Here is a 19,163-nt window from a genome sequence, read left to right on the forward strand (position 1 = left end):
CGCGGGTTTAGTCTTCAGTGACCAGACGCAGACCCAAGTAACGCGGCGGCACACCAACCGAACACGCCCCGGTTTTTGGGTCGCGAATAAAGTCAGGCATCACAGCAATGTGCTCGCCCCCCAAGGTACGGACACCGCAGTTTTCCAGGCGAGACTCTGCGCGCGGCATGCTGATGCGGTGTACCCGGACATGGCAGGTATTGGTCCATTCAGCCACCTGCCCACCCGCATCAAACACCCCATAAGCATTGGCAACGCCCTGCCCCAAAGGCGCCAAGGGCACCTCTTGCTCCTGTTTGCGCTTGTAGCTTTCCTGATATTCCTGCAGCCACAAAGCGGCCTGCTCATTCTCATCCAGCCCACCCTGCGCCGATTCAGGTACTTTCTGATCGGCGAAATAGCTCCATTCCATATACTGCGGCAAACGGAATGTCTTGCCTGTACGCTCGCTTAACCAGGCAGCGTAATCCTGTCCGTCCTGCCAGCTCACCCCGACAACCGGCATATTCTTGGCCTGCCCTCGACCCACTGCATCTGCAGCCTTGCAACGTTCTGCACGAACGCACTGATCGTACTCGTACTGGCTGACTTGATATTTCATCGCTTTCAGGGTCGGGGCCGGGGCATACATCACCGTATCGGACGCGACCAGGCGGCCATCGAGCAAGTACTCGCCAGCCTGCATGAGCTCACGGGCCGGGCCAGCCACTTCCACCAGTTCGGGCAAAGCGGACGGATTGCTGGACTCCCCAGCCGAACATCCGGCCAAGATGGCCGCTAACAGCACGGTTCCCGCTACACGACTTTGCATTGTGAACTCCCAAGAGACAGCCACCATTGAAACGTAGCCAGTGGTTCATGTCCTTGCGCCAAGGCAAACAGCGTCCTTAAGGCATCAAAATTCTCCGCTCACACGTTCCTGCCCCTTCCTTGAGCCTTATACTGCTGGTCTCCCATCGCTCCTTGAACCCTCGGGCCAAAAAAATGAATGCTGACTTGACGACAGGTTCCGAAGATATGGCGGCGGCAGTGCGCCGCATTGTCCATCTTTATCAAGGGCTGACGCCAGACCGGCTATCCGAGCTGGAGGTCTGCTATGCGCCTGACGCCCATTTCAAGGACCCCTTCAATGAGGTAGAGGGCGTTGCAGCCATCCGCGGCATCTTCGAGCACATGTTTACAGCGTTGCACTCGCCACGCTTTGTCATTACGCAGCAGATCGTCCAGGACCAACGAGCCTTTCTGGAATGGGAGTTCCGCTTCTGCATCAAACGCTGGAAGCCGGATCTTGAACACTGCATCCGGGGAGCGTCAGCGCTGTCCTTTGATGGACAAGGTCGGGTGACCCATCATCGAGATTATTGGGATGCGGCAGAGGAGCTTTACGAAAAGCTACCCATGCTGGGTTTATTGATGCGCTGGCTGCGACGTACGATGTCCACATCGGAAAAGTAGCCCCCCCCCTCACACTCCGTACCCAACACCGGCAGGGGGTGCCGGACGGATTCCGGAGACTGTCTTACTGTGCCAAGGACGTACGGCCCGAGCCTGCCAGACCATCAAAGGTGGTGCTGCTCACCCATTCAATGATCTGCTCGTGGGTGTACTGCCCCGACTCTTTGAGAAGGCTCACCACAGGGTCACATGCACGCGCAAACAAGGTGTAGAGCACCAGCTCGACTGGCAGACCCGATTGCAGGCTGCCTGCCGTCTGCGCCTCGATAATCCAGGTGCTCAGACGATTACTCAAGGCAATCAGGCGATCCATGTACTCATCATTTGACTGGAGCGAGGCGCTAAGGCTTGAGTTCTGCGCGGGCAGCGACGGCATTTCCCCTTGCAACTGGGTATCCATCGTCCAGCGCACCACAGATTTGAGCTGATCAATCGCCGTAATGGGTTGGCCTGCTTCTGCAGCATCCTGAGCCTGTTTGCGCAGCTCATCCACAAAAGCCAGGGCGCGATCGAGCACGCCCACCATCGCCGCAGCGGCCAATTCTTCCTTGGACGTAAACAGCTTATATAGGCTGGCCTTGGCCATGCCTGCCTCGGCGGCGACTTGGTCGACCGTCATGGCATCGTAGCCTTTGGTCGCCAAAAGACGGTTAACAGCGGTCACGATGGCTTCTACGCGTACGCGCTGGATTTGTTCTTTGATTGAGGATCGAGCGTTCATGGGTTCTATTTTAGGACGAATGAGATCATCTTGCATACCAAATAGTGCAAAAATATTATTTAAGGTTTATAGTTTGAACTAATGAGTTCACTGTTTGATCTTTCCGGTTCACAACCTCCTGCGCAACACCCTAAGGAGCTGCCATGCGTCGTATCGCTGTAATCGGTTCGGGCATATCCGGCTTGGCCGCTGCCTATCGTCTTGCTCACTCCCAAGACACGCATCGCGTCTGTCTGATTGAAGCCAACTCTTATTTCGGCGGACATGCCAATACTGTCGAGCTCAGCCTGGATGGTATTAGTCACGGGGTGGATACCGGTTTTTTGGTGTTCAACCACCGCACCTATCCCCTGCTCACAAAGCTATTCAAGGAGCTGGAGGTAGAGACCGCCCCCTCGGAGATGTCCTTCTCCGTGCAGATTCCCCACCCTGATGGCAGACCGGGGCTGGAATGGAGCGGTAGCTCTCTAGGCAGCGTGTTTGCACAGCGCAGGAACTTGATAAGCCCACGCTTTATTGGCATGTTGCTGGAAATTTTGCGCTTCAATCGTCTGACGACGGATATCGCCCAGCGCCAGCTTGAGTCACAACTCAATACGCCCATAGAAACCTTTCTGGATCTGCATGGCTTTGGCAGCACATTTCGCAACAACTACCTGTTGCCCATGATTGGCAGCATCTGGTCTTGTCCGACCGATCAAATGCTCCGCTTCCCCGTCGCTACCCTGATTCGCTTTTGTCACAATCACGGACTAATCCAGATCACCAACCGTCCCCAGTGGCACACCGTTCGAGGCGGCTCTCAACGCTACGTACGCCGCATCATTGAGCGACTGCAAGAGGACGGCCGCCACGAAATCCGATTGAACGCCCCTGTGTTCAGCCTTAAACGTGAAGCCCAAAGCGTCATGGTAGAAATGCCTCACGGTACCGAGCAGTTCGATGCTGTCGTGCTGGCCTGCCATAGTGATCAGGCATTGCGCCTGCTGGGCCAGGACGCAACCCAGACAGAGCGTGCCGTGCTGGGCAGCATTCGTTATCAAGCCAATGAAGCCGTATTGCATACCGACACTGCCGTCTTGCCACAGCGCCAAGCCGCCTGGGCGGCCTGGAACTATGAACGCGCCAGCTCGGCGGCTTCAGAGGAAACCGGAGTTTGCCTGCATTACCTCATCAACCGCCTTCAGCCACTGCCCTGGCAGCAAGCCGTCGTGGTCTCGCTCAATCCGGCCCGTCCCATAGCCGCGGACAAGGTACATGCGCGCATTACGTACAGCCACCCAGTCTTTGACCATGCCGCCATCCTGGCACAACAACAGCTTGAAAAGTTGCAGGGCCAACGCCGGACCTGGTTCTGCGGTGCCTGGTGCGGCTACGGATTTCACGAGGACGGTTTGCGTTCGGGTCTGAGCGCCGCTGACCAGGTTCTGCTGTCCCTGAACCGTGCAGAGCAGGCGGCCAACACTGATCTCAGGCAGGAGGAAACCGTATGAATGCCTCCGCTCTCATTGGCTTTGGTCATATCTGGCATCGGCGGCTGCGGCCAGTCGAGCACGCCTTTCATTACCCTGGTTATTTCCTGCTGCTTCCCATGCGTAGCCTGCGGGAACACCCAGTCCCCGTCCTGCGCCGCAACCAACGCGGCTGGATCAGCTTTCATGACAGCGATCATGGCAATGGCGGTAATGACGCTCTGGCCTGGTTTGAATCTCTGTTAGAGCAGGAAGGTATTGAGGATGCGGATGGCGAGATCTGGCTGCATACCTTTCCGCGCGTCCTGGGTTATGTCTTCAAGCCCGTGAGCTTCTGGTACGCCCATCGGGCCGACGGTTCGCTGGCGGCGATTCTGGCCGAAGTCAACAACACCTTCGGTGAGCGTCATGCCTATCTCCTGGCAGGGCCGCATCTGGGCTGGGATTGCGAACAAGTTGCCAGCAAGCAATTTCATGTCTCCCCGTTTTGCGAAACCCACGGCGAGTATCGCTTTCGATTCTCGCGCAATGAAACTACCAACCTGGCGCTCGTCGATCTGTACGACGACGCAGGCCCCCTGTTACGCACAGGTGTTCAAGGAACGCTACACCCCCTGAATGCGGCTACCGTACGCAGGGCATTTTTTGGCACACCGCTGATGACCCTGGGGGTCATTGTTCGCATCCATTGGCAAGCACTACGCCTGTGGGCAAAGCGGCTTCCCTTCCATCGCAAACCACCAGCGCCCAAGCGCTCTGTCACACGATGAATACAAGCACCGCCACTCTCTTGAGCAAGTCCGCAACAGCAAGCAGCGACTTGTCACCTCACGCGAACCGCGTCCTGAAGCTCTTGACGCATTTGCCTCATGGCCAGTTGGAGCTTCAGTTGCCCGATGGGCAAGTGCGGCATTTTCCCAAGAAAAATGCAGTGGAACCCGACGCCTGCTGCGCAATCGGGCAGTGGGAGGCGCTGGACCGCATCTTGAGCTCGGGCGACATTGGCTTTGCGGAAGGCTATATAGAAGGTCAATGGGACACCGATGACCTAAGCGGCTTGCTGCGTCTGTGCATCCGCAACCGCAATCACCTGGAACAACTGGTGTACGGTCACTGGTGGGCTCGACTGGGCTTCAGACTGCGCCATATGCTTCACCGCAACACGCGGGCGGGCAGCGCTAAAAACATTCATGCTCACTACGATCTGGGCAACGACTTTTATCGACTCTGGCTGGACCCAAGCATGAGCTACAGCGCTGCCTGGTTCGAAGGTCTTGACGGCTCGGCCTTGCACGAGGCTGATCTGGAGCAGGCTCAAGGCGCAAAAACCAGACGGGCGCTGCGTGAGACGGGACTGCAGCCGGGGCAACGACTGCTGGAAATTGGCTGTGGCTGGGGAGCGCTTGCCCAGACAGCGGCCACGGAGTTCGGCGCGCAGGTGACAGGGGTCACCTTGTCACGCGAACAGCTTGACTGGGGCATGCAGCGCATAAGCAAAGCCGGCCTGCAGGAACAGGTTGATCTGCGTTATCAGGACTACCGGGATCTGGCGAAAGAACACGCGGCGCAGCCCTTTGACGCCATTGTCTCCATTGAAATGTTCGAAGCTGTCGGGCATGAATACTGGCGCACCTACTTCAAGACTTTGCATGATTGCCTCAAACCGGGCGGCTATGCCTGCGTGCAATCCATCACCCTGCGCGAAGACCTTTTTGCCCGTTATTTGCACTCCTCCGACTTTATCCAGCAATTCATTTTTCCCGGAGGGCTGCTGCCCAGTGTCACGGCCTTCGAGCGCGAGGCCCAGCGAGCTGGCCTGACCGTGGTCAGAGCAATGAGCTTTGGCAAGGATTACGCCGAAACACTCCGACGCTGGCGTCAGGCTTTTGAGCAAAAGCTCGATGCAGTCCGCAGCCAGGGCTTTGACGAGCGCTTTGTTCGCATCTGGCGATTTTATCTGGCCTATTGCGAGGCTGCCTTTGATATGGGCAACACCGATGTAGTCCAGTTCACCCTGAGAAGGCCTGACCATGACTGATATTCGACGACGCCAGGCCCTGATCGTGGGCATCAGCCTTCTCGCCCCTACCCTTATTGCCATGACCCCTAATCTCTCGGCGGCCGCAGCGGCTGTCCCCCAGGAGCTGCGCTCCACCCTGCCCTCTGCCCATCTTGTTGGCAGTGGTCCCATGCGCTTTTTTGGACTGCGGGTTTACGAGGCGCGCCTGTGGGCAATGCCGGACTTCGAGCCCAAAGAGTATGCACGCCAGCCCTTCGCCCTGGAGCTGATCTATGACCGCAAACTGGAAGGCGAAGCCATTGCCGAGCGTTCAGTTGCCGAAATGCGGCGTGTGGGCAGTTTCTCCGAGCAGCAGGCTCGCCAATGGCTGCTCCTGATGAAAAAGGCTTTTCCGGATGTCCTGGCACAAGATCGCCTGCTGGGCGTGACAGACGGAACCGGCGATGTCCGCTTTTTCCATAATGCACGTGAAACCGCCCGTATTCAGGACGCAGAGTATGCGCGCCTGTTTTTCGGAATTTGGCTGTCTGAGCAGACTTCTGCACCGGGCTTGCGAACAGCCCTCTTAGGCAAACGCTGATAAAGGCGCAACCATGCTCCCCCCAGGCTCCCGCCCCTTAAAGCCGCTGCATTGGCGTACGGGACTCTCCTATGGAAGTCTTGGCCTGCCGCTGTCGTTCGTGTCGCTCCCTTTATATGTGAACCTGCCGCATTACTACGCGGCGGTGGCCGGGGTGCCGCTGGCGGGCCTGGGCGCCGTGCTGCTGGCTACCCGAGCCGTTGACGCGGTGCTAGACCCTGCGCTGGGAAGGCTGGCCGATCGTCTTTTGCATCGAGGCCTGGGCCAGGCCTGGCTGGCCGCTTTGTTGGGCAGCATGATTATGGGCTTGGGTTTTGCAGCACTGTGGCATCCTCCCGAGGGTGGCCCACAAGAGATGTTGATCTGGCTGGCACTCAGCCTGCTGGTATGCACCTTGGCCTATAGCGCCGTAAGCATCTTGCATCAGGCCTGGGGGACTCGCTGGGGTGGTGATCCCAATTGGCGTGCGCGTGTCACCGCATGGCGTGAAGGCGCCACGCTTCTTGGTGTCTTGCTGGCCAGCGTATTGCCCACCTGGTTAGGCTTTGATGCGACCAGTGTCGTGCTTTTTCTAGCCTTGGCCATAGGCCTGTTCGGGCTACATCGCCTGCCGCTCGCTACCGCCCACCCCATGGATTATGCACTTGGGCACAGCAGTTCTGCATCAAGCACCTCACCCTGGGCTGATGCCAGTTTCCGCAGGCTGTTATTCGTCTTCATGCTCAACGGCGTAGCCGCCGCCATACCCGCTACCTTGTTGCCCTTTTTCGTGGCAGACCGCCTGCAGGCCCCGGAGATGCAGCCGCTCTTTCTTCTGTGCTATTTCGGCGCCGCCGCGGCAGGGCTGCCTTTATGGGTACGGGCTGTCTCGCGCTGGGGACTGGCACCCAGTTGGCGGGCCGGCATGCTGACAAGCGTTGTCGCCTTTTCCCTGACACCCTGGCTTGATGCCAGCGACGGTGACGCCTTCCTCGTTATCTGCCTGGCAAGCGGGCTGGCTCTGGGTGCGGATCTGGCCTTGCCAGGCGCCCTGCTGACCGGTGTCATCCATGAATCCGGTCAGGGCGGCTCGGGCGAAGGACGGTATCTGGGCTGGTGGACTTGTGCTGCCAAGCTCAACCTAGCCTTGGCAGCCGGTCTGTGCCTGCCCCTTCTTTCCGCCCTGGGTTACCAGAGCGGCACAAGCGACCCGTCTGGCCTGCAGGCGTTGGCCTGGGCTTATGGGGGCCTTCCCTGCCTGTTCAAACTATTGGCGTGGGCTGGCCTGTGGCGCGCCGAGCATCTGCACTCATCCTGGAGACTGATATGAAACTGACAAACAGCCTTGTCTCAACCCTGCCCTGGCGGCGCGTTGCCCTGGGACTGACACTCATGGGCACACTGGCCGGATGCGTGGGACCCACGGTCCAGGACTATGCCCAGGAACGCCCTGAACTGGACCTGCGTCAATATTTCAATGGCCCCTTAACCGCCCACGGCCTGTTCACAGACCGTTCCGGCAAAGTGGTCAAGCGCTTTACCGTGCGCATGACGGGCACCTGGAAGGGCGATGAAGGCGTGCTAGACGAGCACTTTGTCTACAGCGATGGCACCACTCAGCAACGGATCTGGCATTTGAAGCATCTGGGTGATGGCCGCTACAGCGGACGCGCTGACGATGTGGTCGGCCAGGCCCAGGGCCAGACCGCTGGCAACGCCTTTCATTGGAATTACGTGCTGGCACTGCCGGTGGACGGCAAGGTCTGGAACGTGAACATGGATGACTGGATGTACTTGATGGATGGCCGCACCATGCTCAACCGCGCTGCCATGAGCAAATTCGGCGTTCATCTGGGGGATGTGACACTGTCCTTCATGAAGGAGTAAGTGTGATGACACTGCTACACGCAAAACTCAATCCGCCGCTCAGTCACTGGCAAGGAAAATACGCCTGGATTGTCGGTGCCTCATCAGGCATAGGCAGAGCCACCGCGGAGGCGCTTCATGCGCAAGGCGCGCAGCTCATAGTCTCGGCCAGAGACACCGATGCGCTGCACGAGCTGGCCCAAGGCCGGGAGAGGTTTGTCGTCGTCCCGCTGGATGTCACCGAACCTGAAACGCTGGCTGCGGCCAAGCTGAAAGTACAAGCCTGCGTCGATATGGCGCCCGATCTGGTGCTGTATTGCGCAGGCAGGTACCTGCCCCAACGGGCGACCGAGTTCAATCTTCTGGAGATGCAGAAACATCTGGCAGTCAATTATGTGGGCGCGCTGCATCTGCTCGATGCGGTCATCCCGATGCTGCTTGAGGCCGGACGCGGCCACCTGGCCCTGGTGGGTAGCGTGGCGGGCTACCGCGGGCTGCCAATGTCCCTGGCCTATGGGCCCACCAAAGCCGCACTGAATAATCTGGCGGAGAACCTCTATTTGGATCTGCACCCGTTGGGACTGGGCATTTCCATTATCAACCCCGGTTTTGTAGACACCCCGCTGACCGTCCAGAACAGCTTCAAGATGCCCGCGCTCATCACCCCAGAAGAAGCAGCCCGTCATATCCTGCATGGCTGGAAACAGGGACAGTTTGAAATGAACTTCCCCCGTCGTTTTACCCGCTGGGTAAAGCTCATGCGATGCCTGCCCGATAGCTGGTACTTTTCGGCGGTACGTCGTGTCACTGGAATGTAAACGCAGCCGCACATGGAGACAGCACACCCCGCGCACTACCGCGCCCACACTCTGCGCCTGATACTAGGCGACCAGCTCAACCCACAGCACAGCTGGTTCCAACAGGTGGACAGTCAGGTGGTCTATGTACTGATGGAGGTGCGTCAGGAAACCGACTATGTCTTGCATCATGCACAGAAAATTCTGGCCATTTTCGCTGCAATGCGTGACTTTGCGCAGCAGTTGCGAGCCGCTGGCCATCGTGTGCGTTATGTGACATTTGAAGACCCCAGCAACCGTCACTCCATCACCGACAACCTGACGGCGCTCGCGGCGCATTACGGTGTCCACCAGGTGCAATGGCAACAAGCCGACGAATGGCGACTGGATACTCAATTGCAACAGTGGGCAGACACGCAGTCCCTGAGTTGCTCAGGGGTGGATAGTGAACACTTTCTGAGCCGCCGCGATGAGCTGGCGACCCAGATGCGCGGTCGACGCCAATGGCTGATGGAGCATTTCTATCGCCGTATGCGTCGCCGGTACCGGTTGCTGCTGGACGACCATGAGCAGCCGGTCGGTGGCAAGTGGAACTTTGACCATGAGAATCGCAAACCCTGGCCCGGCACTCCGGCTGAACCCACCGACTGGCGGCCCTGCCACGACCACAGTGTGCTTTGGGAAAAGCTGCAGCGTTGTGATGTGCCCAGCTTTGGCGATCCCCAGGCCAACGCCTTTCGCTGGCCGCTGAACCGCCAGGAAGCACTGCACTGTCTGGAGGCCTTCATCACCCATGCTCTGCCGCATTTTGGCGACTACGAAGATGCCATGTCCAGCCGAGCTCCTCGGCTGTTTCACTCGCTGCTCTCGTTCGCCCTGAACGTCAAAATGCTCCACCCGCTTGAGGTGCTGGAACGGGCCGAACGGGCCTGGCGAGAGGAACAGGCCCCCTTGGCTGCCGTGGAAGGCTTTACACGCCAGATCCTGGGTTGGCGCGAATACGTACGCGGCATCTACTGGGCTCACATGCCGGGCTACGAAAGCCTCAATGCATTCGGGCATGATTTGCCACTGCCGCACTGGTTCTGGACTGGGAACACCCGCATGCGATGCCTGAAACAGTGCATTCAGCAGTCCTTGCACAGCGCTCATGCTCACCATATCCAGCGCCTGATGGTGATTGGCAACTTTGCTCTGCTGGCCGGACTCGACCCGGCTGCTGTCCACCGCTGGTATCTGGGCATCTATATTGACGCTTTTGAATGGGTGGAACTGCCCAATACACTGGGTATGAGTCAGTATGCCGACGGTGGCCTGATCGCCACCAAGCCTTACATCAGCAGCGCCGCCTATTTACAACGCATGAGCGACTACTGTCAGGGTTGTGCCTACAAGCCCAAGGAGAAAACAGGGCCACACGCCTGCCCCTTCAATGCCTTGTACTGGGATTTCCTTGCCTGCAATGCCCAAGAACTGGGAGGCGCGGGACGGATGGCATTGATGTATCGCCAATGGCAGAAAATGGCCCCCGAGCAACAAGTTGCCCTACGCACCCACGCAGGGCAACTGCGCAAGAACCTGGATACTCTGTAAGCCACCCACACTGACCGAGGCATGACATGCAATCCCTGCCCACCGCTTACCGTGCCCTTATCCTGGGCAGCTCCGGCGCCATGACCGCCCAGCTGGCCGCCGATCCTCGCTGCGGCGAGCTGGTTAGCCTGCATCGGCGCAGCACACCCGCCCTGGACTTCGATCAGCCCGAGACGATTGCCACAGCGGCCCAAACCTTGAGCACACAAGGACCCTGGCATCTCATCGTGCTTGCCACCGGCATGCTCAGTAGCCCTACCGGGGGTCCTGAAAAGCGCTTGGCCGATCTGAATGCCGCCCACCTGATGGCCAACTTTAGCACCAACGCGATAGGCCCGGCCCTGGTACTGGCCCATTTTGCACCGTTGCTCCCCAGACACGAGCGCTGCACCCGGCACTGTTACCTCAGCCTTGTCGGCGCCCTTTCGGGGCGCTCAAATCGGCCGCCCGCCTGCCGATGCGGCGCAAGCCCTGCTGGCCACGCTAGACACACTCAGCCCAAAGGACAGTGGTGGTTTCTGGGCCTACAATGGTCACGGACTGCCTTGGTAAGTTCTTTGCTCACCTTCACACACGGAGAATTCCATGCGCATCCTTCTGACAGGAGGCACGGGCCTCATTGGACAGGCCCTTTGCCAACACTGGCAACAATACGGCCACGAACTCTGGGTGTGGAGCCGAAACCCCCAGCAAGTCCCCCAATTGTGCCCAGGCGCAACGGGTATCGCGGTGCTGGACGAGCTCAATGGCAGCGCGCCGTTTGACGCGGTCATCAACCTGGCCGGAGCGCCCATTGCCAATCAACGCTGGACTGAGGCACGGCGCCAGCTTCTATGGCAAAGTCGGGTCGATCTGACACGCCGTCTGGTGGACTGGATGGGGCGACAAGCGTCGGTGCCCCCCGTCTTGATCTCGGGCTCCGCGGTAGGCTGGTACGGGGATGGCGGCGAACAGCAACTGACTGAGGCCAGCGCACCCGGCAACAAGGACTTTGGGAGCCAACTTTGCGTGGCCTGGGAGCAAGAGGCTGAACAGGCTCGCCAGTGGGGGGCGCGCGTGGTCTTGCTGCGCACCGCGCCCGTCTTGGCCAGAAACGCCGGGATGCTAGCTCGGCTGCTCCCCTCGTTCAAGCTAGGATTGGGTGCCAGACTAGGTGATGGTCAGCAGTGGATGCCATGGATACACATTGAAGACCAGGTCGCTCTCATCGACTACCTTTTGCACAGTCAAAGCTGTGAAGGCCCCTATAACGCGTGTGCGCCGCAGCCTGTGCGCAATGCGGAGTTCACCCGCATCCTGGCGCAAGAGCTGGGCAAGCCAGCCCTGTTTCATGCCCCGGCCTGGGTGCTACGGCTGGCATTGGGAGAGATGTCTGTTCTGCTGCTGGGCGGACAACGACTGATTCCGCAACGCGCCCAGCAAGCAGGTTTCAGTTGGCGTCACCCTGAACTGTCCGAGGCCTTAAGGGATGTGCTTAACAAAGCCTGAACGGATCGTTTACAGAGGTGGTCTTGCCATCTTGCCCATCAAAAAACGGCGTACGCTAAGGTTCGGGCATCGCCTTTGCCCAAGCCGTCCCGAGCAAAATCCACACACCCCCTGTCCGTGACGCCCAAGGGCCCTGCCACGAGACACTGCCGCGCCGAACGGCGCGGCCTGAACCTTGCGCGCTTACGTCAAAAAGTTCACAAAGCCGGTAATGATCACGGCATTGAAGAAGTCGATGAACAAGGAGCCCACCAGAGGAATCACAAAGAAGGCTTTGCGTGATGGACCATTATCTTCCGTGAAGGCCTGCATATTCGCCATGGCGTTAGGCGTTGCACCCATGCCAAAACCACAATGGCCAGCCGACATCACCACAGCATCGTAGTCCTTGCCCATGACCTTGAAAGTCACGTAGCTGGCAAAGAAGAACATCATGACAGTCTGGGCAATCAGGATCACCAAGAGCGGACCTGCCACTTGAGCCAGCTCCCACAGTTTCATCACCATCAGCGCCATGACCAAGAAGAAAGCCAACGACACATTGCCGATGATCTCAAACTCTTTTTCCGGCAAGCGGTAACGACGCCAGTCGATCACGTTACGGATGATGGCCGCCACCAGCATGGAGCCCAGGTAAGCAGGCAAGACAATGCCACGATCGCCCAGCCATTCAATGATGACACTGCCCACACCAATCGCTATAGACAGCAGCACTACGGCGTATACCGGCATTTCAAAGCCGCCATCATCAGCCTGAACGGTTTGCTTGACCGTAGTCTCCATCGCATGAGGCGCATCTGTACCTTCGTGCTGACGACGATGACGACGGTGTGGAGCAGGACCGTCGATATTGTATTTTTTCATCAGGCGCTTGCCCAAGGGGCCGCCGATGACACAACCCATTACCAGCCCCCATGTCGAAGCGGCAATGGCAGCAGGCAAAGCCCCAACAGCACCAGCATTTTCCAGCATTGGACCAAAGGCAGCAGAAGTACCGTGGCCCCCCGTCATGGAGATCGAACCGGCGGCCAGACCCAGCAAGGGATTGGCGTCCATGAGGGTCGCCAAGGTCACGCCCATCACGTTCTGCAAAATAATCAGGACAACCGCGCAGCCCAGGAACAAAGCAACGGCCAGACCACCCTTTTTCAGCAACTCGAAGCTGGCTGAAAAACCGATGGTCGTGAAAAAGGCCATCAGCAAGAAATTGCGTATATCGTCGTTAAACGTAAAGTTGAACGAGCCGGTCTGATGTCCAACCAAGGCAATCAAGGCAAAAATCAATCCGCCGATAATGGGGCTGGGAATAAAATAGCGGGCCAATACAGCAACGCGATTCTTTATATATTCTCCCAGCACGAGAAAAACAGCCGCCAAACCTACCGTTTGCGCTATATCGAGCTGAATGTTCATCTATCCGTTCCTTACATCTTTGGAATAAGGGGCCTGCACCTGTGTGTCTGACAGAGGCTTCAAACCAATTTGTTCAAATAGGCATGTCTATCGTCGCTACTTCGTCCTTGTGGGACAAAGGCATGACCACCAACAGCGTAGTAAAACCGAGAAAAATAACATGAACAGGCGCCTAATGACGCCAATTTCCCTGAATCGGCCCGCTTTATTACAAAAAAACCCGCCATGTGGCGGGTTGGGAAAGGCTGGAGACTTAGCGGTCGCGCTCGATGGAAAACGCGCACAAGCTCAGTAATACCTGCTTGAATTCGCTCTCGGGAACATCAGCCAAGGCCTGAACAGCCAGCTGGGCTTCTGCCTTGGCCGCTTCACGGGTATAGGCCAAAGCATCGGTTTGCTCGATAGCCTGTGCAACAGCGGCAAAATCCGCATCACCGGTTTCAATGGCCGACTTGATCAGCTGAACCTGCTCGGGTGTGCCAACTTCCATGACACGGATCAGTGGCATGGTGGGTTTGCCTTCGCGCAGATCGTCACCCACGTTCTTGCCCAAGGCCTGGGCATCACCGGTGTAATCGAGCACGTCGTCGACCAATTGGAAGGCGGTACCCAGGTGGCGGCCATAGGCGGCCATGGCTTCTTCCATTTCAGGCGAAGCACCGGCCACAATCGCCCCCACTTGCGCCGCCGCTTCAAACAGCTTGGCTGTCTTGTAGCGTACGACTTGCAGATAACGTTCCAGGGAAACGTCCGGGTCGTGTACGTTCAGCAGCTGCAAAACCTCGCCTTCGGCGATCACCGTAGTGGCTGCCGACAGCACGGCCATGGCCGGCATGGAGTTCGATTGCACCATCATCTCGAAGGAGCGCGAGTACAGGTAGTCGCCAACCAGCACGCTGGCGGCATTACCGTAGACCGCATTGGCCGTGTGGCGACCGCGTCGCATATCGGATTCATCGACCACATCGTCGTGCAGCAAGGTGGCGGTGTGGATGAACTCCACCACACCTGCCAACAGATGGTGCGTGCTCCCCTGATAAGCCAGCGCGCGGGCTACCAGCAACAGCAGCGCAGGACGCATGCGCTTGCCGCCAGCACTAACGATGTATTCGCCGATTGTGCGTATCAGCACCACATCCGAATTCAAGCGCTCACGAATGACGACATCAAGAGCCTTCATGTCGTCGGCAATAGGTTCAATCAGGGTGGACAGGTTCAAAACAGAATTCCGGACGAGTAAGGGAGGGGGCCGCTATCGGCCAACCGTAACTTGATGATTATACGATTTTGAATCGCTTTGGGCCTATTGTTACGCGTCAAGCACAACAGTGATCACAGAAAAAGGGGCCAAATTAGCGATAATAAGCATTTCAACCTGAAACGGAGACTGTCTTGAGTTCGCAAGACCTTAGTACCCTGATCAGCCGGGCCGAGCGGGTTCTCGCTCAACTTGAAGCCTGGCTGCCCCCTGCTCCACCCCCCATCAACTGGGATTCCATCGCTTTTCGCTGGCGTACCAATGGTTCGCGCGGCTGGCTTGAAGGTGTCCAGCACGTAGCCACCATCCAGACCGAAGACCTGCATCATATCGAACGCCAAAAGGGCATTATTGAGCGCAACACCCGCCATTTCCTGGCAGGCAAACCGGCCAATAACGTCTTGATGACAGGTGCTCGCGGTACGGGCAAAAGCTCGCTGGTCAAGGCCATGCTGGCCAAATTTGCCGATCAGGGCCTGCGTCTGATCGAAGTGGACAAATCCGATCTGGGCGACCTGGGCTACATCATTGACCTGATCAGCACCCGCCCCGAACACTTCATCATCTTCAGCGACGACCTGTCCTTTGAAGAAGGTGAAGCCGGTTACAAGGCGCTTAAATCCGTGCTGGACGGCTCGCTGGCCTCCCCTGGCGACAATGTACTGATCTACGCCACGTCCAACCGACGTCACCTGATGCCCGAGTACATGAAAGAGAACCTGAGTGCCTCCACGTCTGCAGACGGCGAGATCCACCCCGGTGAAGCCGTTGAAGAAAAGGTATCCCTGTCCGAGCGCTTTGGACTATGGTTGTCGTTTTACCCCTTTAAACAAGACGACTACCTGGACATTGTGTATTACTGGCTTGGCGCTTTGGGTTGCCCTGCAGAACACATTGAAAGCTCGCGTATGGAAGCCTTGCAATGGGCTCTGGAACGTGGCTCTCGCTCCGGCCGGGTAGCACGTCAATTTGCTAGAGATTGGACCGCTAGACATGTCTAAACCCACGTTGGAAGTGGCCGTTGGCGTTTTACTGAACCAACACGGCCAAGTGCTACTGGGAAAACGCCCAGCCGATAAACCCTGGCCGGGCTGGTGGGAACTGCCAGGCGGCAAGATTGAGGCGGGCGAGAGCGTCATACAGGCGCTGGTACGGGAACTGCGCGAAGAACTCGGCATTGAAACCACCCACGCACACCCCTGGGTTACCTATACACACGAATACCCCAAGAATTTCGTCAAACTCTCTTTCTGTCTGGTGCGGGAATGGGAAGGCGAACCCCAGTGCCTGGAAGGCCAAGAGCTTGCCTGGGTCAACCCTGAAGGTCCTTTGGAAGTCGGCCCTGTACTGCCTGCTACCGAACCGCCACTTAAATGGCTGCAACTGCCCGAACGCTATCTGATTACCAACATCGACGAGCCGGCCCGCTTACCCGCCTATCTGGAACAACTGGAACAAGCCCTGCAACAAGGCCCGGCCCTGGTCCAGTTTCGTGAGCCAGCCTGGGCTACCCGGCCCGATGCCGAATTCCATTTGCACCAAGCGTTCCTGCAAGTTGTGAACCTGTGCCAGCGCTACCAAGCGCGCTGCCTGGTCAATAGCCTGCACCCCGAGAGCTGGTGGGACCATGCCGATGGTGTGCATTTGCGCGCCAGCGACGCCCAATCCCTTTCCGCGAAATGCCACGACACCCTGACGACATTTCCCGCAATCAGCAAAGGCCTGATCGGCATGTCCACGCACAATGAAAGTGATATTGAAATAGCCCGCAAAATCCAGGCGGACTTTCTGGTTCTGGGCCATGTCCTGGAAACCTCCTCCCATCCCGGCGATCCCGGCATGGGCTGGGCCCGTTTCGCCAGCCTGGCGGAACAGGCTGGACTACCTGTGTTTGCCATAGGCGGACAGTCGGCCAAGACTTTGGCTGACGCCCGCAACCACGGTGCACACGGTATTGCCGGTATACGCCACATGCTGGACAACGACCCGGCATGACGCCACACGTCACTATTTCGGAACACGAAGGCGTACGCTACCTGCACCTGGGCTCTGCCTGGGTGCAGGGTGCGATGCGCCTGGATGCTCCCGATCAGCTAGAGCTGCACTACATTCGTCAAATGATGATCTGGACCTTGTTCCAGACCGATCCGCGCCGTATTGCCCAACTGGGCCTGGGCGCAGGCAGCCTGACGCGCTTTTGCTACCAGCACTTCCCCCAGGCGCGCATCGACGCCGTGGAAATCAACCCGGAAGTGGTGCAGGCCAGTCGCCTGCTATTTAATCTACCGCCCGACGATGAGCGCCTGAACGTGCACACGGTAGACGCGCTGGACTATCTGGATGCCGTCTACGGCGAGCTGGATGTGCTGCAAATTGATGTGTACTCCGACCAGGCCGAACACCCTGCCCTGGAAAGCGCAGCTTTCTATCAGGCCTGCCGCAAGGCTCTGGGGCCACAAGGACTGTTAACGGTGAATTTGCTGGGCTCGGAACTGGTCCATGCGCGCAATCTGCATGCGCTTCAAGAAAGCTTCCCGGCCGTGGTCTGGTTACCTGAAACGCACGATGGCAATCTGGTCGCCCTGGCTTTTGCTGACCCGCCAAAAATTGACTTTGATGACTTGTACCAGCGGGCTGAAGAGATCCACGCCACCTTGGGCTTGGCCGACGGCGAGGAATGGGTTGACGGGCTGTATGCCTGGATGGACCAGGACTGAGGCGGTTTCCACGCCATATCAAGCAAGGAATGAGCCGCTGTTGAACGCTAAGCAAGCAAACTTCAGCCCCAAGCTTGGGAGGTAGTCCAATCTTTACTTGGTCCATACGGGGCAAACCGGGCGTTGAAGCTCCGGCCCAGCCAGGCCGGAGAGCACAATGAAACGGCCAAACTAAACCAAACCAAGCGCCAAGAAGTTCAGCCAACGCCGAACCACCTCAAACCAAACTAAACCAAACTTGATTAAGACCAGATTGGATCGGGTCAGGTCAGGTCAGGTCAGGTCAGGTCAGGTCAGGTCAGATTAGTGTAGGTCAGGCCGAACCTATCCTGCTTTAGCGGCTGGATCAGCTTCCACCGCGTTCGGCTCTTCGGGGTTCAGACCTGTCGCTACATCCCAACCGCCGCCCAAGGCAACCATCAGCTTGACCGCAGCCCGCAGGCGTTGAGACTCCAGGTCCAAAGCCTGCCGCTCGGCCGACAGCGCCGTGGCCTGGGTTTGGGCCAGACTCAGAAAATCCACCAGACCGGCATCAAACTGATTGCGTGTCAGCCGCAAGGACTCGCGTGCCGCGGCCAGAGAACGCGCCTGGCTGGCTTGCTCCAGCTCCAGGCCATTGCGTTCAGACAAGGCATCTTCCACTTCCTTCAACGCATCCAGCACCGTCTGACGGTAGGCAGCCAATTGTTCGTCATAGCTGGCCTCGGCCTGCTCGACTTGCGCACGGCGTGCCCCAAAATCCAGCAAGGTCAGGGCAAAGGCAGGACCCAGGGACCAGACACGCGCGGGTGCCGTCAGCCATTCGCCAAGATCACTGCTGCTGAACCCCCCACTGGCCTTCAGGCTCAAACTGGGAAACCAGGCAGCCTTGGCCACACCAATCTGGGCATTGGCCTGCGCCATGCGACGCTCGGCACGGGCCACATCGGGGCGACGTTCCAGCAAACTGGATGGCAGACCCACCGGAATATCCGGAGCAACAGGCCAGGGCGCATGAGGCACCACCTCAAACTGGGAAGGTGCGCGGCCTACCAACACAGCCATCGCATGCAGGTAGGAGGCCTTCTCGCGATTCAAGGCCAAGCGCTGGGTGCGAGCCCCCTCTAGCTGGCTTAAGGCTGCGGCCACATCTCCCGGTGCCGAAAACCCGGCGTCCAGGCGATTCTGATTGATTTGCAAAGAACGCTCGTACGCGGCCACGGTTTCATCCAGCACTCGCTCGCTGGACTCCACACTGCGGTACTGCAAATAGGTCTGCGCCAATTGAGACTGCAGGCTCAAGCGTGTGGCAGCCATATCCGCAGCACTGGCTTGCAGGCCAGCATCACCTGCTTCTACCTGACGGCGAATCCGCCCCCACAAGTCCACTTCCCAATTCACCGTAATGCTGGCGTCATAGGCGCTGCTGCTTTGGCTGGTATCACCGGACCCACTGCCACGCCTTGTCGTGCCGACCGAACTGCCTACTTGCGGGAACTGGGTCGAACGCGTGTTGGACAGAGTGGCCTGCGCCTGACGAACGCGTGCCTGTGCCTGCTGCAAGGTAAAGTTCTGCTCATTAAGGCTTTGCATCAGGGTGTTGAGCACGCCATCGTTGAAGCTTTCCCACCAGGGGCCGCGGTCTTTCAAATCAGCCGGTTCGGCCTGCTTCCAGGCCGTGGACCGTACCTCTTCCCGGAAGTGCTCGCCCACCGGCGCTTCGGGCCGCTGATAATCAGGGCCAACAGCACATGCGGACAGGAGCAGCACCATCCCAGCCAGTGCGAAGCGCGGAAGAATCATGGCGTTAGAAGTAGGCATATCA

18 protein-coding genes are annotated in these 19,163 nt (G+C 58.3%); 13 read left to right on the plus strand and 5 right to left on the minus strand.

Annotated elements, in window-relative coordinates; genetic code table 11:
* Positions 1 to 7: 7 nt before the first annotated feature.
* Entirely contained in the window at positions 8 to 811 is an 804-nt protein-coding gene (locus NBV64_RS16265) for a formylglycine-generating enzyme family protein (protein WP_250756146.1), read from the minus strand.
* A 173-nt stretch (positions 812 to 984) separates the two neighbouring features.
* Here NBV64_RS16265 and NBV64_RS16270 point away from each other — a divergent pair, with 173 nt between their 5' ends.
* The gene (locus tag NBV64_RS16270) at positions 985 to 1,455 is read left to right on the plus strand and encodes a nuclear transport factor 2 family protein (protein ID WP_009458783.1); all 471 of its coding nucleotides are present in this window, start codon (positions 985 to 987) and stop codon (positions 1,453 to 1,455) included.
* A gap of 64 nt (positions 1,456 to 1,519) precedes the next feature.
* On the opposite strand, the gene NBV64_RS16275 is transcribed toward NBV64_RS16270, so the two are convergent.
* Positions 1,520 to 2,176, minus strand: coding sequence for a TetR/AcrR family transcriptional regulator (locus NBV64_RS16275; RefSeq protein WP_009458777.1), 657 nt, complete (start codon positions 2,174 to 2,176; stop codon positions 1,520 to 1,522).
* Positions 2,177 to 2,319: 143 nt separating this feature from the next.
* Between NBV64_RS16275 and NBV64_RS16280 the strand changes: the two genes are divergently transcribed.
* The 9 genes from NBV64_RS16280 (at position 2,320) to NBV64_RS16325 (ending at position 11,971) form a co-directional block, all read left to right on the plus strand.
* Positions 2,320 to 3,669: an NAD(P)/FAD-dependent oxidoreductase gene (locus NBV64_RS16280; RefSeq protein ID WP_250756147.1), complete on the plus strand. Its 1,350-nt coding sequence runs from the start codon at positions 2,320 to 2,322 to the stop codon at positions 3,667 to 3,669.
* Positions 3,666 to 4,418, plus strand: coding sequence for a DUF1365 domain-containing protein (locus NBV64_RS16285; protein ID WP_009458773.1), 753 nt, complete (start codon positions 3,666 to 3,668; stop codon positions 4,416 to 4,418). Before NBV64_RS16280 ends, NBV64_RS16285 begins: the two co-directional genes overlap by 4 nt.
* A complete protein-coding gene (locus tag NBV64_RS16290) occupies positions 4,415 to 5,686 on the plus strand; it encodes an SAM-dependent methyltransferase (RefSeq protein WP_250756148.1) in 1,272 nt (423 codons plus the stop codon). Before NBV64_RS16285 ends, NBV64_RS16290 begins: the two co-directional genes overlap by 4 nt.
* Positions 5,679 to 6,248: a chalcone isomerase family protein gene (locus NBV64_RS16295; protein WP_250756149.1), complete on the plus strand. Its 570-nt coding sequence runs from the start codon at positions 5,679 to 5,681 to the stop codon at positions 6,246 to 6,248. Before NBV64_RS16290 ends, NBV64_RS16295 begins: the two co-directional genes overlap by 8 nt.
* Positions 6,249 to 6,261: 13 nt before the next feature.
* Positions 6,262 to 7,557, plus strand: coding sequence for an MFS transporter (locus NBV64_RS16300; RefSeq protein WP_250756150.1), 1,296 nt, complete (start codon positions 6,262 to 6,264; stop codon positions 7,555 to 7,557).
* Positions 7,554 to 8,114: a DUF3833 domain-containing protein gene (locus NBV64_RS16305; RefSeq protein WP_003801994.1), complete on the plus strand. Its 561-nt coding sequence runs from the start codon at positions 7,554 to 7,556 to the stop codon at positions 8,112 to 8,114. Before NBV64_RS16300 ends, NBV64_RS16305 begins: the two co-directional genes overlap by 4 nt.
* Before the next feature lie 5 nt (positions 8,115 to 8,119).
* On the plus strand, positions 8,120 to 8,911 hold the full coding sequence (locus tag NBV64_RS16310; protein WP_250756151.1) for an SDR family NAD(P)-dependent oxidoreductase: 792 nt from the start codon (positions 8,120 to 8,122) through the stop codon (positions 8,909 to 8,911).
* A gap of 12 nt (positions 8,912 to 8,923) precedes the next feature.
* Positions 8,924 to 10,483, plus strand: a complete 1,560-nt coding sequence (locus NBV64_RS16315; RefSeq protein WP_250756152.1) for a cryptochrome/photolyase family protein — start codon at positions 8,924 to 8,926, stop codon at positions 10,481 to 10,483.
* Positions 10,484 to 11,068: 585 nt separating this feature from the next.
* Positions 11,069 to 11,971: a TIGR01777 family oxidoreductase gene (locus tag NBV64_RS16325; RefSeq protein WP_022983620.1), complete on the plus strand. Its 903-nt coding sequence runs from the start codon at positions 11,069 to 11,071 to the stop codon at positions 11,969 to 11,971.
* Positions 11,972 to 12,154: 183 nt separating this feature from the next.
* Here NBV64_RS16325 and gltS read toward each other — a convergent pair whose 3' ends face one another.
* Both gltS and ispB read right to left on the minus strand, forming a co-directional pair.
* Entirely contained in the window at positions 12,155 to 13,384 is a 1,230-nt protein-coding gene (gene gltS / locus NBV64_RS16330; RefSeq protein WP_009458760.1) for a sodium/glutamate symporter, read from the minus strand.
* 253 nt (positions 13,385 to 13,637) lie between these two features.
* Entirely contained in the window at positions 13,638 to 14,603 is a 966-nt protein-coding gene (gene ispB / locus NBV64_RS16335) for an octaprenyl diphosphate synthase (protein WP_009458758.1), read from the minus strand.
* A gap of 173 nt (positions 14,604 to 14,776) precedes the next feature.
* On the opposite strand from ispB, the gene NBV64_RS16340 reads away from it, so the two are divergent.
* The 3 genes from NBV64_RS16340 to NBV64_RS16350 are packed head-to-tail and all read left to right on the plus strand — an operon-like array spanning position 14,777 to position 17,359.
* Complete coding sequence (locus NBV64_RS16340; protein WP_009458756.1) at positions 14,777 to 15,643, plus strand: ATP-binding protein; 867 nt, start codon at positions 14,777 to 14,779, stop codon at positions 15,641 to 15,643.
* The gene (locus NBV64_RS16345; protein WP_250756153.1) at positions 15,636 to 16,637 is read left to right on the plus strand and encodes a Nudix family hydrolase; all 1,002 of its coding nucleotides are present in this window, start codon (positions 15,636 to 15,638) and stop codon (positions 16,635 to 16,637) included. The genes NBV64_RS16340 and NBV64_RS16345 overlap by 8 nt, the downstream gene beginning before the upstream one ends.
* Positions 16,634 to 17,359 (plus strand): spermine/spermidine synthase domain-containing protein, encoded by a 726-nt coding sequence (locus NBV64_RS16350; RefSeq protein ID WP_247966405.1) that lies wholly within the window; start codon positions 16,634 to 16,636, stop codon positions 17,357 to 17,359. Before NBV64_RS16345 ends, NBV64_RS16350 begins: the two co-directional genes overlap by 4 nt.
* Positions 17,360 to 17,683: 324 nt before the next feature.
* Here NBV64_RS16350 and NBV64_RS16355 read toward each other — a convergent pair whose 3' ends face one another.
* Complete coding sequence (locus tag NBV64_RS16355) at positions 17,684 to 19,159, minus strand: efflux transporter outer membrane subunit (protein ID WP_250756154.1); 1,476 nt, start codon at positions 19,157 to 19,159, stop codon at positions 17,684 to 17,686.
* Positions 19,160 to 19,163: the final 4 nt, after the last annotated feature.

It is taken from the genome of Alcaligenes sp. DN25 (assembly GCF_023674485.1).
Taxonomy (GTDB): domain Bacteria; phylum Pseudomonadota; class Gammaproteobacteria; order Burkholderiales; family Burkholderiaceae_B; genus Alcaligenes; species Alcaligenes phenolicus.

What these genes read in the sequence shown, in the direction of transcription:
- NBV64_RS16270 (WP_009458783.1), top strand. Translation starts at nt 985, where the DNA reads ATGAATGCTGACTTGACGACAGGTTCCGAAGATATGGCGGCGGCAGTG.
- NBV64_RS16290 (WP_250756148.1), top strand. Translation starts at nt 4,415, where the DNA reads ATGAATACAAGCACCGCCACTCTCTTGAGCAAGTCCGCAACAGCAAGC.
- NBV64_RS16305 (WP_003801994.1), top strand. Translation starts at nt 7,554, where the DNA reads ATGAAACTGACAAACAGCCTTGTCTCAACCCTGCCCTGGCGGCGCGTT.
- NBV64_RS16310 (WP_250756151.1), top strand. Translation starts at nt 8,120, where the DNA reads ATGACACTGCTACACGCAAAACTCAATCCGCCGCTCAGTCACTGGCAA.
- NBV64_RS16325 (WP_022983620.1), top strand. Translation starts at nt 11,069, where the DNA reads ATGCGCATCCTTCTGACAGGAGGCACGGGCCTCATTGGACAGGCCCTT.
- NBV64_RS16355 (WP_250756154.1), bottom strand. Translation starts at nt 19,159, where the DNA reads ATGCCTACTTCTAACGCCATGATTCTTCCGCGCTTCGCACTGGCTGGG.
- NBV64_RS16345 (WP_250756153.1), top strand. Translation starts at nt 15,636, where the DNA reads ATGTCTAAACCCACGTTGGAAGTGGCCGTTGGCGTTTTACTGAACCAA.
- NBV64_RS16265 (WP_250756146.1), bottom strand. Translation starts at nt 811, where the DNA reads ATGCAAAGTCGTGTAGCGGGAACCGTGCTGTTAGCGGCCATCTTGGCC.
- gltS (WP_009458760.1), bottom strand. Translation starts at nt 13,384, where the DNA reads ATGAACATTCAGCTCGATATAGCGCAAACGGTAGGTTTGGCGGCTGTT.
- NBV64_RS16280 (WP_250756147.1), top strand. Translation starts at nt 2,320, where the DNA reads ATGCGTCGTATCGCTGTAATCGGTTCGGGCATATCCGGCTTGGCCGCT.
- NBV64_RS16300 (WP_250756150.1), top strand. Translation starts at nt 6,262, where the DNA reads ATGCTCCCCCCAGGCTCCCGCCCCTTAAAGCCGCTGCATTGGCGTACG.
- NBV64_RS16315 (WP_250756152.1), top strand. Translation starts at nt 8,924, where the DNA reads ATGGAGACAGCACACCCCGCGCACTACCGCGCCCACACTCTGCGCCTG.
- NBV64_RS16275 (WP_009458777.1), bottom strand. Translation starts at nt 2,176, where the DNA reads ATGAACGCTCGATCCTCAATCAAAGAACAAATCCAGCGCGTACGCGTA.
- NBV64_RS16295 (WP_250756149.1), top strand. Translation starts at nt 5,679, where the DNA reads ATGACTGATATTCGACGACGCCAGGCCCTGATCGTGGGCATCAGCCTT.
- NBV64_RS16285 (WP_009458773.1), top strand. Translation starts at nt 3,666, where the DNA reads ATGAATGCCTCCGCTCTCATTGGCTTTGGTCATATCTGGCATCGGCGG.
- NBV64_RS16350 (WP_247966405.1), top strand. Translation starts at nt 16,634, where the DNA reads ATGACGCCACACGTCACTATTTCGGAACACGAAGGCGTACGCTACCTG.